The 13,169-nt window shown below is 72.9% G+C and carries 10 protein-coding genes; 2 read left to right on the top strand and 8 right to left on the bottom strand.

Annotation, left to right across the window (positions count from 1 at the left end; all coding sequences use genetic code 11):
- Positions 1-2: 2 nt before the first annotated feature.
- Positions 3-1,271: a deoxyguanosinetriphosphate triphosphohydrolase gene (locus ABZV93_RS24845; RefSeq protein WP_354940314.1), complete on the bottom strand. Its 1,269-nt coding sequence runs from the start codon at positions 1,269-1,271 to the stop codon at positions 3-5.
- 100 nt (positions 1,272-1,371) lie between these two features.
- On the opposite strand from ABZV93_RS24845, the gene ABZV93_RS24840 reads away from it, so the two are divergent.
- Positions 1,372-2,079 (top strand): superoxide dismutase, encoded by a 708-nt coding sequence (locus ABZV93_RS24840; RefSeq protein ID WP_354940311.1) that lies wholly within the window; start codon positions 1,372-1,374, stop codon positions 2,077-2,079.
- Positions 2,080-2,266: 187 nt separating this feature from the next.
- On the opposite strand, the gene ABZV93_RS24835 is transcribed toward ABZV93_RS24840, so the two are convergent.
- Complete coding sequence (locus ABZV93_RS24835; RefSeq protein ID WP_354940308.1) at positions 2,267-3,799, bottom strand: glycosyltransferase family 39 protein; 1,533 nt, start codon at positions 3,797-3,799, stop codon at positions 2,267-2,269.
- Entirely contained in the window at positions 3,796-4,785 is a 990-nt protein-coding gene (locus ABZV93_RS24830; protein WP_354940305.1) for an AraC family transcriptional regulator, read from the bottom strand. The genes ABZV93_RS24835 and ABZV93_RS24830 overlap by 4 nt, the downstream gene beginning before the upstream one ends.
- Before the next feature lie 72 nt (positions 4,786-4,857).
- On the opposite strand from ABZV93_RS24830, the gene ABZV93_RS24825 reads away from it, so the two are divergent.
- Positions 4,858-5,742 carry a phytanoyl-CoA dioxygenase family protein gene (locus ABZV93_RS24825; protein ID WP_354940302.1) on the top strand — a complete coding sequence of 295 codons (885 nt, stop codon included), beginning with the start codon at positions 4,858-4,860 and terminating at the stop codon, positions 5,740-5,742.
- Between the two features lie 47 nt (positions 5,743-5,789).
- Here the strand turns inward: ABZV93_RS24825 and ABZV93_RS24820 are convergent, their stop codons facing one another.
- The 5 genes from ABZV93_RS24820 to ABZV93_RS24800 all read right to left on the bottom strand — a co-directional run bounded on the left by ABZV93_RS24820 (position 5,790) and on the right by ABZV93_RS24800 (position 13,147).
- Positions 5,790-7,151, bottom strand: a complete 1,362-nt coding sequence (locus ABZV93_RS24820) for an XRE family transcriptional regulator (RefSeq protein WP_354940299.1) — start codon at positions 7,149-7,151, stop codon at positions 5,790-5,792.
- 205 nt (positions 7,152-7,356) lie between these two features.
- Positions 7,357-10,068 carry a pyruvate, phosphate dikinase gene (gene ppdK / locus ABZV93_RS24815; protein WP_354940296.1) on the bottom strand — a complete coding sequence of 904 codons (2,712 nt, stop codon included), beginning with the start codon at positions 10,066-10,068 and terminating at the stop codon, positions 7,357-7,359.
- Positions 10,069-10,163: 95 nt separating this feature from the next.
- The gene (locus ABZV93_RS24810) at positions 10,164-10,964 is read right to left on the bottom strand and encodes an oxygenase MpaB family protein (protein WP_354940292.1); all 801 of its coding nucleotides are present in this window, start codon (positions 10,962-10,964) and stop codon (positions 10,164-10,166) included.
- A 39-nt stretch (positions 10,965-11,003) separates the two neighbouring features.
- A complete protein-coding gene (dusB, locus tag ABZV93_RS24805; protein WP_354940289.1) occupies positions 11,004-12,287 on the bottom strand; it encodes a tRNA dihydrouridine synthase DusB in 1,284 nt (427 codons plus the stop codon).
- Positions 12,284-13,147, bottom strand: coding sequence for a hypothetical protein (locus ABZV93_RS24800; RefSeq protein WP_354940286.1), 864 nt, complete (start codon positions 13,145-13,147; stop codon positions 12,284-12,286). Before ABZV93_RS24800 ends, dusB begins: the two co-directional genes overlap by 4 nt.
- Between the last annotated feature and the right edge of the window lie 22 nt (positions 13,148-13,169).

Here is a 13,169-nt window from a genome sequence, read left to right as displayed (position 1 = left end):
GTCTACGACCGCAGGGACCGCGCCATCGCCACCGCGGACGCGTCGGTCAGCGACGCGGTCTGGTCGATGACGACCCGCAGCCGGGCGGCGTCGTCGGGCGCGGCGGCGAAGTCGGCCCGGAACGCCGGTGCCAGGCCGTCCGGCGCGGTACGCCGGAGCGCCGACACCAGCCCGTGCACGACCTCCCGTTGCCGGGAGAGCAGGGCGACGCGTTCGGCCGACCGCATGACGTAGGTCGCAGCGATCCCCTTCAGAACGGCGATCTCCACCCGGGTCTCGTGGGGTACGACAAGATCGGCCCGGTAGCGGACCAGCCGCCCGCGTCCGTACTCCGCGTGCGTCGCCTGCTCGGCGGCCAGGCAGAACCGTCCGATCAGCTGGCTGGTGAGGTCCTTCAGCGCGGCCAGCGAACGCCGGTCGCCGTCGTAGTCGGTCGGCGGCCAGTAGCCGAAACCACGCAGCCGGTCGTACGCATCGTCAAGCTCGGCGTCCTCCACACCGGGGAGGTACCAGTCGCGGACGACCTCCCACACGGTGGCGCGCTCGGCCCGGTCGGCCAGCGCGGACAGCACGATCCGGCCGAACACCACGCCGTCCTCCACGTCGTGCACGGAGTACGCCACGTCGTCGGCGAAGTCCATCACCTGCGCTTCCAGACAGCGGCGCCGGTCGACGCCGGCCCGCAGCCAGCCGAAGACCTCCAGGTCGTCGTCGTAGACACCGAACTTCGCCCCGGCACCCGGTGGTGCCTCCCCCCGCCGCCAGGGGTACTTCGTCGCCGCGTCGAGGGAGGCCCGGGTGAGGTTCAGGCCCGCGCTGCGGCCGGCACCGTCGGCGAACGTCTTCGCCTCCAGCCGGGTCAGCAGCCGCAGTGTCTGCGCGTTGCCCTCGAATCCGCCGGCGTCCGCGCACACCTCGTCCAGCGCGGCCTCGCCGTTGTGCCCGAACGGCGGGTGACCGAGGTCGTGGGCCAGGCAGGCGGTGTCCACGACGTCGGGGTCGCAGCCGAGGGACTGGCCGAGCTCGCGGCCCACCTGCGCGACCTCGAGGGTGTGCGTCAGGCGGGTGCGAACGAAGTCGTGGATCCCCGGACCGAGTACCTGCGTCTTGGCGGCGAGCCGGCGCAACGCGGCCGAGTGCAGGACCCGGGCCCGGTCGCGGGCGAACGGCGTGCGGCCGGCGCTCTTCGGCGGCTCGCCCACCCAGCGTTCGACATCGGAGGGTTGGTAGCTCGAGTCCTCGTGCCGCTCGCCCGGCGTGGTTCGGTTCATCGCAGCACAGACCCTATGGCATTCGCCGAACCCGTCCCGGGCGACGCCGGTGCCTGTGCGCCTTCCGTACGGACCTGTTCGGACGTGCTACAACCAGCCCATGAAACGTTACGCAGTCATGCTGTCACTTTTCGTGGCCGCGGTCGCGATGGCCGCCACCACGACTGCCGCCCCCTCCGCCGCCGCTGCGGCCGGGGAGGCGACACGAGGACCCGCACAGCACTCGTTCACCACGAGCGCGCGGTCCGTCTCCGCGGCCACCCAGGCCACCGAGGTCTCCCAAGCCACTACGGCTCAGGCCGCCCGCGCGAGCCTCGGCCGCCCGGTCATCGCGATCGGCCGGTTCGGGCCCGTCGAGGACGGCGGCGACGCGTTGACGTACGACCCGGCACTGGTGCCGGTCGGCGCGCACGCGTCGGTGGCCGCCTACACCTGGCCGTTCGGCACCACCACGGTGCTCGCGGTGACCGGCCTGGTTCCCCGCCGCACCTACGGCGCCCACGTCCACGTCGACAGCTGCGGCAGTGCGCCGACCGACGCCGGTCCGCACGTGCAGTTCATCGAGGATCCGGTGCAGCCGTCGGTGGATCCTCGGTACGCCAACCCGCGCAACGAGATCTGGCTGGACTTCCGCACCGACGCCAACGGGGTCGGCTACGCGGTCAGCACGGTGTACTGGCCGATCGCATCCAAGGACGCCGGGTCGGTCGTCATCCACGAGCACCGCACCAGCAGAGGGCGGGGACACGCCGGCATGGCCGGTGCGCGGCTGGCCTGCCTGACCGTCCCGTTCGACCAGGCGCGGTGACTGGTCCGTTCGGATGACCCGCGTTCAGCCTCGTGACCGATGAGACCTGTCGGTGCCCACCCCTAGGCTGGTTCGTACGACGAGGGGAAGCGATCGACACGGGGGTGCCGTCGCGGCCGGTGGGCCTGTTCGGGCCCACTGGCCGCGACGGCCGGCGCCGGCGTCAGCCACGGGCGCCGACGAGAGATCAGTCGTAGTGCCGGAGGTCGGGCCACAGCTGCGACCACGGCCGGACCGGGTCGTGGCACACCTTGACGTCGTTGCTCTGTTCCTCGTTCGGTATGCCGACGCCGTTGTCCAGGCGGGCCGCGACCCGGCACGAACCGAACCACGCCAGTCGCGGGCCGGCGTCGGCGAAGCCGACCAGGATCACCACCGTCCTGTCCTCCGCCGGGCGCCCGAGGAACCACAGCGCGTTGTGTGCGCTGTGGACGGGAGGCAGGCCGGTGCCGAAGCGGTCCAGCGCGCCCGCCTCGCCGTAGTTGGCGGTGACGATGACTGCCCTGGAAGCGTCGGCGGCCGGCAGCCCCCGGTACACGTCCGCGATCTGGCGCACGTACTCCGGCCACCCGATCTGGTCGGCGACGACCTGGTTGGCGTCGGCGAGATGGGTGGCCGCGAGCACACGGACCGGCAGGAGCGGAAGCGCGACCAGCACGGACATGGCGACGTTGAGCACCAGTGCGGTGGTGAAAGCGGCGACCCGACCGATCCGGCCCACCCGGCCCACCCGCTGCCCGCGCGCCATCCACCGCACCACCGGCGCGCACCCGGCCGCGTACAGGGCCAGGATCAGCCCGAGGGTGTAGTACGGCTGCCCGCCGAGGACCAGCACCAGCACGCATGCTGCCGGGTACGCGACCGCCATCGCCCGCACCGGCCGCAGTCCGGGCTCGCGCAGCAGCCGTACCAGCCCGGCCACCCACACCGGCACCATGAACAGCCCCAGCATGACCAGTTGGAGCGGTAGGAACGAGACGCGGGAGCCTGCGCCCTTGTTCCGTTCGATCGCCCCGGCCATGGTGAGCTGCGGCCAGTGGTGGGTGGCCTGGTAGACCAGGTTCGGGGCGCCGACCACGAGCGCGAGCAGCACGCCGGCCCACAGCCAGCGCGAGGCGAGCACCCGGCGCGGGCCGGCCAGCAGCAGGCCGACGCCGACCGCCAGCAGGGTCAGCACGACCAGGTACTTGACGTACAGCCCGGCGCCCACCACCGCCCCGGCCGCGAGCCACCAGCGGGGGTCGCGCAGCAACGCCCGGGCCACGCACAACAGCACGGCCGCCTGCAGCACCAGGTCGAGGGTCGCGGTGGCCAGCACGTGCCCACCGGCGAGCGGGAACACCGCCACCACGCCCAGCGCTCCCAGCACCTGCGCGGCCCGGCCGCCGCCCCACTCGCGGACCAGCAGTGCGGTGAGGATCGCCGCACCTGCCACCGCGAGGGCGCTGGGGAGCCGCAACGCCCACAGGTGGTCCCCGAACAGCGCGCGCGTCAGCCCGGCCAGAAGAGGGGTGGCAGGTGGCTGGTCGACGTAGCCCCAGGCAGGGTGCTGACCGAGCAGCCGGAAGTAGAGCTCGTCCCGGTGGTAGCCGTACCGGTTGCTCGTCGCCACCAGCAACGCGGCGACGACCGCCGCCACGAGCAGCACCGGCAGGGTCGCGAACGGCTCCCGCGTCGGTGCGGCGGTCACCGGACGGGCACGCACCTGGTCGATGGTCACGCGTCGACGCCTACCACGTCGGCGTGGTCACGTTCGGCGACTTGGGGCACATCGGCTTCGAGTCGAGCCGAACCCACCCTGGGGGCCGGCGTACGCCCGCCGCGCCACTGACGGCGAAACTCCCGCGGGGTGCGGCCGGTGCGGGCACGGAAGGCGGTCGCGAAGTGCTGGGCAGAGGAGAAGCCCAGCTCCACCGCGACCTGGGTGACGCTCGCGTCGGTCTCGGCCAGCAGCATCTCCGCCCGTCGCAGCCGCAGCGACCGGTGGTAGTTCGCGGGGCTCGCGCCGAGCTGCTCGGTGAAAAGCTCACCGAGGTACGCCGGCGACAGTCCCACCGCGCGGGCCAGCGCGGCCAGCGGCAGCCGCTCCCCCGGCGCGGCGTCCAGCAGCCGCCGGGCGTGCGCCACCGCCGGGTGGAGCCCGACCCGGCCGGCCACCTCACCCGTGGTCAGCAGCCTGGTCACCTCCACCAGCAGGTGCCGCGCGGTCAACGTCAGCCCGGCGGCTCGCAGCGACTGGGTGGTGGTGACCTCCCGCAGGAACGCCTCGAAGGGCGCGACCGCCGAGCCCGCGTCCGGCACGTACGACGGCACCGACCGCTGCCAGACCGGCACGGCCTCGGGCAGGTCGGCCAGCAGGGCGGCGGCGTCGAACGCCGCGAACACGTAGTGCCAGGTCGTGGTCGCCGGGCAGACCATGTGGTGCACCGCACCCGGCGGCACGACCAGCAGGCCGTTGCGGCCCACGGTGTAGTCGCGGTCGCGGACCCGCCAGCGGGTGGCCGGGCCGGCGGTCTGGAGGTACAGCTCCCACACGTCGTGGTGGTGGGCGCCGATCAGCCAGGACGTCGGCGCGCGCTGGTCACCGGCGTGCACGAGGCCGGGCACGCCGGCCCGGCCGAGGTAGGCGTGGAAACCGGCCGAGATCCCGTCCGGCCGCACCACCTCGTCGGTTCCGCCCGCCCCACCGGCACTGTCCGCGCGCATCCGGCGATTGTGTACGTTTCCCGACCCGCGCGTGAACGCCTGCGACCGCACCCGGCCGTAGCGTCGCAGAACATGACGACCACGACCGAAGACCTGCTCGAACGCTACGCCGACCTGCTGCCCACGCCCGACGACGTGGCGTTCTACCGGGAGAACGGCTACTGGATCTCCGGGCGCATCCTGCCACCGGAGGTGATCGACACAGCCGAACGCGGCATGGCGAACTTCTACGCCGGGCACGCCGACCGCCCGATGCCCGACGGCAGCGACCGGGTGGGCTGGCGGCCCGAGCACGGCGACGTGCTCCGCAAGAACGACTACACGTCCCTGATCGTCGACGACCTGGCCACACTGGTGCGGCACCCGCTGATCGGCGCCTGCGCCGCCCGCCTCAACGGCGAGCCGGAGATCCGCCTGTGGCACGACCAGCTGCTGTACAAGCCGTCCGAGGACAGCCTTCCGGAGTCCGGGAAGGTGAACGTCGGCTGGCACACCGACCGGCAGTACTGGCGCAGCGCAGCCTCCGCCGACATGCTCACCGCCTGGGTGCCCTTCCACGACGTCGGCGAGCGCGAGGGCGCGGTGTCGTTCGTGGCCGGCAGCCACCGCTGGGAGGACGACGTGGTGCTGGACTTCTTCAACCCCGACCTGTCCACCCTGGACTCGGTGCGGACGCGGCACGACGTCGAGGTGGTGGTGGCCGAGATCCCGCGCGGAGCGATGAGCTTCCACCACTGCCGTACGGTCCACGGCAGCGGGCCCAACCGCAGCGGTGCGCCGCGGCGAGCGATGGCGGTCCACATGCAGCCGGGCTCGAACCACTTCGTGGAACACACCCGGGCCGACGGCACCCTCGCCTTCCACCCCAACGACCAGTACGTACGCCGCAACGCCGCCGGCCACCCCGACTACACCGACCCGGCGGCCTGCCCCCGGCTGTGGCCGCCCGCCGACTGACCGCGGCGCAGGCGGCAGGCGGCATGGGGCTCAGCCGGGCGTGCGGTTCAGCTGACCAGGTTGCCGATCCGGCGGCGGAGGTCGGCCACGTCGGGGATGGTCGCGTGCTGCCCGGCGTACCGGCGGAGCTCACGCAGATCCTCCGCGGTACGCCGGGACCGCAGCCGGCCCGCGCCCTCCAGCGCGGACGTTCCCGTCGCCACCGCCTCCCGCGGGTCGTCGGTCGCCATCAGCAACGACGCGAGCTTGATCCGGGAGATGGTGCGCGAGCGGGCGTAGGGCGGGGTGTGCCCGGCGACCGCGGCGGCCAGCCGCCGGCCGGCCTCGGTCGGGTACCCGCGTACCTCCAGGTCGAACAACGCGTGCCCGGTGTCGCCGGCATGCTGGGCCGCGTCGTAGTACGCCATCCACGGCGGGTCCTCGGCCGGGTTGGAGCGGGCGAACGCGTCGTCGGCGGCGCCGACCACGCGCAGGGTCTCCCGGGTGCGGCCCAGCCGGGCCAGCCCGCGGGCCCGGGCGGTGAGCAGCATCGCCTGTTCGGTGGGGGTAATCCGGTCCGAGCGGAGCAGGGCCAGGTCGGTCAGCCCGAGCGCGGTGGCGGCGTGGCCGCGCCAGACCGCCAGCCGGGCCATCGAGGAGAGCACCTTCGCCCGCAGGTGCCAGGTGCCCGCCGCCTCCGCGCAGGCGAGCGTGAACCGGAACAGCCGTTCTGCGTCGGTGAACGCGTACGCGTCGAAGGCCATGAACCCCGCCACGTGCGCGAGGTGCCCCACCGCCTCGTGTAGTTCGAGGCGTTCGCGGTGCCCGGCGCCGGCCTGCAGCAGCCGGGACGACCAGCGCAGCTGCGCGACCACGGCGTCCCGCACGAAACCTCCGCCGTAGCTGTGGTCCCAGCGGCTGAACAGCACGGCGGCCGCACGGACGTGCCCGATCTCGTCCCGGCCGATCCGCGACGGAATCGGGGTCGCCTCGACCGAGCCGAGCAGCGCGAACGCCGCGGCCGGCAGCAGCCCACCACCCGGACCGCCTGAACCTGCGGAACCTCCGGAACCGGCGGAACCTGCCGTGGCCGGCGATCCACCCGCGCCGGTACGCATCGACAGCACGGCGGCCCCTCCGTGTTCCCCCGTGGCACCGGACTGACCGTTGCTCCCCGGACCGCCGTTGGTCGCTGCCCCGGCACCACCGTTGCCGGCGAGGGCCGGTGCCCGCCGCGGGTTGAAGAACCCCAGCTCCCGGTCGGTTCCCACACCGAGAACGGCCCGGAACGCGTCCCGGTAGAGCTTCTGCGGCCAGCGAATCACCCCGCGTTCGAGCTTCCCCACGTAGTTGGCGTCGATTCCGAACTCGCGCCCGGTGACCCGGAACAGGTATGCGTTGAGCTGGTCGGCCATCTCCTGCCGGGACATCGCGTGACCGGGAGACTCCCGGGACCCCGTTCTCTCGCGCGCGGAACGTAACCTCTCGTTGGGCTCCACGAGGACACCCCCTCAAGGTGGCGGCTCCATGGTTCCACTAGGCATGCGCGAGATCGTCGTGTCAACGAGTGACCGACATTGGCACTCAGGGCAACGTTCAGGGCGTTCCGGACGGGCGGGGGGCCGATCCGGTCGCTCACCGGCTGGCGCTGCCCGCGTCGGCGTCGGCGAGTACCGCCGCCCGGCCGGCCTCCAGCCGGGCCACCGGGACCCGGAACGCCGAACACGAGACGTAGTCCAGACCGGCGCCGTGGAAGAAGTGCACCGAGTCCGGGTCGCCGCCGTGCTCGCCGCACACCCCGAGCTTGAGGTCGTGCCGGGCGGCCCGGCCCTCGCGGACGGCGAGTTCGACCAGGCGGCCGACACCGGCGACGTCCAGCGACTCGAACGGCGAGACACCGAAGACCCCGCGCTCGAGGTACGCCGCGAAGAACGCCGCCTCCACGTCGTCGCGGGAGAACCCCCAGGTCGTCTGGGTGAGGTCGTTGGTGCCGAAGGAGAAGAAGTCCGCCGCCCGGGCGATCGCACCGGCGGTCAGCGCCGCCCGGGGCAGCTCGACCATCGTCCCGACCGGGATCGGCCGGGTGAACCCGGTGCGGTCGCGGACGCCGGCGACGGTGCGCTCGGCCTCCTCGCGGCTGAGCTCCAGCTCCTGGACGGTGCTCACCAGCGGGATCATCACCTCGACCCGCGGGTCGCCGCCGACGCGCTCGCGGGCCGCGGCCGCCTCGGCGACCGCCCGCACCTGCAGGGCATACAGGCCGGGTACGACCAGGCCGAGCCGGACGCCGCGCAGGCCCATCATCGGGTTCTGCTCGTGCAGCCGCCGGACCGCGCGCAGCAGCCGCTCGTCCCTCGGGTCCTGCTCGCCGCGTTCCGTCGCCAGCGTCATCCGTACGGACAGGTCGGTGAGGTCGGGCAGGAACTCGTGCAGCGGCGGGTCGAGCAGCCGCACCGTGACCGGCAGCCCGTCCATCGCCGCCAGCAGCCCCTCGAAGTCGGCGCGCTGCAGCGGCAGCAGCTCCTCCAGCGCGGCCGTTCGCTCCGCATCGTTCTCGGCGAGGATCAGCGCCTCGACGTACCGCCGGCGATCGCCGAGGAACATGTGCTCGGTGCGGCACAGACCGATGCCGGCCGCGCCCATCGCCCGGGCGCGCGCGGCGTCGTCGGGCAGGTCGGCGTTCGCGCGGACGCCGAGCCGGCGGCGGCTGTCGGCGACCGTCATCAGCCGGTGCACCGAACGCACCAGCTCGTCGGCCTCGGCCGCGGCGGGGTCCAGTTCCCCTTCGAAATAACGCACGACGGGTGAGTCGACGACCGGAACCTCGCCCAGGAAGACGTTCCCGGTCGTACCGTCGATGGAGATCACGTCACCCTCGGCGACCTCCACCCCGCCCGGCGCGGTGAACCGCCCGCGGGCCACATCGATGTCCAGCGTCTCCACTCCGCACACGCACGTCTTGCCCATGCCGCGCGCGACCACGGCGGCGTGGGAGGTCTTGCCACCGCGGCTGGTGAGGATCCCGCGGGCGGCGATCATTCCGTCCAGGTCGTCGGGGGTGGTCTCCCGGCGAACGAGGATCACCTGTTCGCCGGCGGCGTTCCACTCCACGGCGGTGGCGGTGTCGAAGACCGCACGTCCCACGGCCGCGCCCGGCGAGGCGTTCATGCCGTGCGCCACCGCCCGCCCCGACGAGGATGCCGCGGCGCGCTCGTCGAACCGCGGGAACATCAGCTGGGCGAGCTGGTGCCCGTCGACCCGGGCCAGTGCCTCGTCCTCGGTGATCAGTCCCTCGTCGACGAGCTGGGTGGCGATCCGGAACGCCGCGGCCGCGGTCCGCTTGCCCACCCGGGTCTGCAGCATCCACAGCCGGCCGCGTTCGATGGTGAACTCGATGTCGCACAGGTCGCGGTAGTGCCCTTCTAGGGTGGCCATGATGTCGAGCAGTTCGTCGTAGGACACCTTGTCCAGCTGGGCGAGCTCGGTCAGCGGGACGGTGTTACGGATGCCGGCCACGACGTCCTCGCCCTGCGCGTTCGCGAGGTAGTCGCCGTAGATGCCGCGCGCCCCGGAGGCGGGGTCGCGGGTGAACGCCACCCCGGTGCCGGAGTCCGGGCCCGCGTTGCCGAACACCATCGCCACCACGTTCACCGCCGTGCCGAGGTCGGCGCTGATGCGTTCCTGGCGGCGGTAGGTGATCGCCCGTGGTGCGTTCCAGCTGTCGAACACCGCCCGGATCGCGGCGTCCAACTGCTCGCGCGGATCCTGCGGAAAGTCACGGCCGCTCTGGGCGCGCACGATGTCCTTGTACGTCGTGACGAGGTCGCGAAGCGCCGCCGCGTCCAGGTCGACGTCGTGCGGCGCACCCCGGTCCCGCTTCAGCGCGTCCAGGGCGTCGTCGAAGTGCGCACCGTCGATGCCGAGCACCGTCTTGCCGAACATCTGCAGCAGCCGGCGGTAGGAGTCCCAGGCGAAGCGCTCGTCACCTGCCTGCTCGGCCAGCCCGCGTACGGACCGGTCGGTCAGCCCGATGTCGAGCACCGTGTCCATCATCCCGGGCATGGAGAACTTCGCCCCCGACCGCACCGAGACCAGCAGCGGGTCGCCGGGATCGCCCAGCCGCATGCCCCGCGTGGACTCGACGTGCGCCAGGTGCCCGCTGACCTCGTCGTGCAGCCCGGGCGGCTCCTGCCTGGTCTCGAGGTAGGTACGACAGGCCTCGGTGGTGATGGTGAACCCCGGCGGGACCGGAAGGCCGAGGTTGGTCATCTCGGCGAGGTTCGCACCCTTCCCGCCGAGCAGGTCCCGCATGTCCTTGTTTCCCTGGGAAAATCCGTACACCAGCATGGCAGCTCACCCCCGGCGGCGGCCGCTCTCCGTGCGGCACCCCGGCTTCGAGCGTAGGGCGTGTTCTGTGAATCAGGCGGGAAAGTGAGCGGGCCCTACGCCGCGCCGGCCACGGCCGCGGGGAGCGGCGCAGGTGGCAGCACCGAGGTGGCCTGGCGGGCCGCCCGCAGGCTGAGGGTGACGGACAGCTCGGTGGTGGGCAGCGTGGGTACACCGAAGATGCGGCGGGCCCAGCGCGGCAGCGCCATGAAGGCGAGCGTGTTGAGCGAGGGCACCACCAGCCGCAGCGGCGCCAGCCGGAACGGAAACGGCGGGTTGAACGAGTTCAGCACGCCCTGGCGGGCTTCGTCGCACAGGTACAGTTTCGGTCGCATCATGGCGAAATAGTCGGCGAGGTCGGCCCGCGAGGCGGGGGCGTCGGAGCGCCGGATCCCGACCACCTCGGCGGCCCGCCTGCTCTCCGCTACGTAGGCGTCGGCCTCCTTGTCGCTGCCCAGGATGCCGGACCTGCGGGCCACGTCGACGTAGGAGTCGATCTCCCCGCAGTGCACCCACAGCAGGCCCTCCGGCTCGTCCAGCCGGAACGTCTCGTCGGTGTCGGGGTCGTAGCCGGTGAGGCCGGCGTGGATGGCCCGGACCCGCCGGCCGGCCTCCTTCACCTGCGCCTTGGTGCCGTAGGTGCGCATCGCCACGAAGTCGGTCGTACGCAGGAACCGCGCCCAGGCCTTCTTCCGGTCGAACAGCGCGGAGTTCTGGAAGGTGCCCCGCATGACCCGCGGATACAGCGCCTGCAGGTAGAGCGCGCGGACGCCCGCCACCCACATGACGTGCTCGCCGTGCACCCGCCAGGTGACCGAGCCGGGGCCGAACAGCCCGTGGTCCTCACGCTCAGCCATGATCCCGACCGTACCCCCACCGGACAACTGTCAGCCGTGTCAGCCGCCGGAGACGCCGAGCTCGGCGCCGGCCAGGTCCTCCCCCAGCCCGTCGCGGTCGTCCAGCCATCCCTCCGGCATGGTGACCGACCGCGGGCTGCCCTGCCGGCCGCGGGCCAGGCCCAGCTCGGCGACCGGGAACGGCTGGTCGTGGTCGAGCTCGGCGACCAGGGCGTCCAGCCCGGCGAGGTCGGACACCAGGCCGAGGTCCCGGCGGACCTGCTGCCGGACGGAGAACCCCTTGAGGTACCACGAAACGTGCTTGCGGAACTCCCGGCAGCCGCGCTCCTCCCCGACGTACCCCGCGAGGAGTTCGGCGTGCCGGCGCATCATCGCGGCCACCTCGCCGAGCCCGGGCAGCGCCGGTGCCGGCAGCCCACCGAACGCGGCCGCCAGGTCGCGGAACAGCCACGGCCGGCCCAGGCACCCGCGGCCGACGACGACACCGGAGCACCCGGTCTCGCGGACCATGCGTACCGCGTCCTCGGCCTCCCAGATGTCGCCGTTGCCGAGCACCGGGATGTCGACCGCCCCCGCGAGCGCGGCGATGGAGTCCCAGTCGGCCTGGCCGCTGTAGTGCTGGGCGGCGGTCCGCCCGTGCAGCGCGATGGCCGCACAGCCGCTGTCCTGCGCGATCCGCCCGGCCTCCAGGAAGGTCAGGTGGTCCTCGTCGATGCCCTTGCGGGTCTTCATCGTCACCGGGACGCCGTACGGCGCGGCCGCCGCGACCGCCGAACGCAGGATCGCGCCGAGCAGGTTGCGCTTCCAGGGCAGCACCGCTCCCCCGCCGCGCCGGGTGACCTTGGGCACCGGGCAGCCGAAGTTCAGGTCGACGTGCCCCACGCCGTAGTCGCCGCAGAGGATCTCGGTCGCCCGGCCGATGTAGGTGGGGTCCACGCCGTACAGCTGGACCGACCGGACCGTCTCGCCCGGGTCGAACACCAGCATCCGCTTCGTCGTCTCGTCGCCCTCGGCGAGGCCGCGGGAGGTGATCATCTCGCAGACGTACACCCCGGCCAGCGGTTGTTCCCCGCCCGTCGGCGCGTCGGGTGACGGGGCAGATCCCGCGTCGGGCACGTACGCCTGGCCCTGCTCGCGGCACAGCGTGCGGTACGCCGCGTTGGTCACCCCCGCCATCGGGGCGAGGACGACCGGCGGGCTGACCGTCGACGAGCCGAGCCGGAACCCGCTCGGGACGTCGTGCGGCTCCGAAGCCGACGCGGAACGCGACTCCGGGCGCGACTCCGGCGGCGGCGCCGGATGAGAGACGGGCGCGGCGGTCATGAGCCGTCCGGTTGGAACGCGAGGGCGCCGTTGGGCAGGAGCTTGCCGTGGTAGGTGACGTTCTCGTTGTAGACGTCGGTGACCCAGCAGGTCAGGCCGGTACGCGTGCCGACCTCGACGGCTTCCAGGTCGGTGACGTCACAGGTCACCCGGGCCGGCCGGAACGCCTGCCGGGTCGCCTCGTACACCGCCTTCTTCTCCGCCACCGGCAGCTTGGCCGCCGACCAGCCCCAGTTGACCTCCGACCGCTTCACCGTGGCGGTGATCGCGAACCTGGTCTGCACGTCGTCCAGCTTCACGTCGCAGGTGAACTTGTACGTGCCGAGCGCGATGATGTCGTTCTCGGACTTCGAGCAGCTGGACCTCGTGCCCTTCTGGTCCACCTCGCCGGCCGAGGCCCACACGACCGTCTCCAGCTTGTACTTGATCCGCTCCAGCTCCGGCGCCTCGTCCTTCGGCGGCGGGGGCAGCTTCGGCGCCGGGTAGGTGCTCGTCGGCCGCGGCAGCGGGGTGAGCGTGACCGTCGGCGTCGGGGTGGGCGTCCTCGTGGGAGTCGGCTTGGGTGTGTCGGTCGCGCTGGTGAGCTTGCGCAGGGAGGTGTCGCCGCGCTGGGCGGTCGACCTCGGCTCGGGTGTGCGTGAGTCCGTGGAGCCGGTCGCGTTCGTCAGGGCGTCGAGCGGGCCGCACCCGACGGTGACGCCGAGGGCCAGCCCGGCCAGCCCGCCGACCCGGAGGAGCCTGAGGACTCCGGCGAGCCCGAGCGGCCGGCGCCACCGGGACGACCGAGGCAGCCGGGACGACCGCCAGGACGGCCGACCGGACGACGAGCGCGGCTGGGAGAGGTTGGTTAGTCGTGTCATGACACCAGGGAGGAGGGAACGG

The organism is Actinopolymorpha sp. NPDC004070, assembly GCF_040610475.1.
Lineage (GTDB): Bacteria > Actinomycetota > Actinomycetes > Propionibacteriales > Actinopolymorphaceae > Actinopolymorpha.
The sequence above is the reverse complement of the archived record's forward strand: the minus strand, read 5'-3'. Positions and strand labels throughout refer to the sequence as shown.

Coding starts and splice junctions, on each gene's coding strand:
- ABZV93_RS24800 (WP_354940286.1), bottom strand. CDS start 13,147: ATGACACGACTAACCAACCTCTCCCAGCCGCGCTCGTCGTCCGGTCGG.
- ABZV93_RS24840 (WP_354940311.1), top strand. CDS start 1,372: ATGAAACGTTACGCAGTCATGCTGTCACTTTTCGTGGCCGCGGTCGCG.
- dusB (WP_354940289.1), bottom strand. CDS start 12,287: ATGACCGCCGCGCCCGTCTCTCATCCGGCGCCGCCGCCGGAGTCGCGC.
- ppdK (WP_354940296.1), bottom strand. CDS start 10,068: ATGCTGGTGTACGGATTTTCCCAGGGAAACAAGGACATGCGGGACCTG.
- ABZV93_RS24830 (WP_354940305.1), bottom strand. CDS start 4,785: ATGCGCGCGGACAGTGCCGGTGGGGCGGGCGGAACCGACGAGGTGGTG.
- ABZV93_RS24825 (WP_354940302.1), top strand. CDS start 4,858: ATGACGACCACGACCGAAGACCTGCTCGAACGCTACGCCGACCTGCTG.
- ABZV93_RS24845 (WP_354940314.1), bottom strand. CDS start 1,271: ATGAACCGAACCACGCCGGGCGAGCGGCACGAGGACTCGAGCTACCAA.
- ABZV93_RS24820 (WP_354940299.1), bottom strand. CDS start 7,151: ATGTCCCGGCAGGAGATGGCCGACCAGCTCAACGCATACCTGTTCCGG.
- ABZV93_RS24810 (WP_354940292.1), bottom strand. CDS start 10,964: ATGGCTGAGCGTGAGGACCACGGGCTGTTCGGCCCCGGCTCGGTCACC.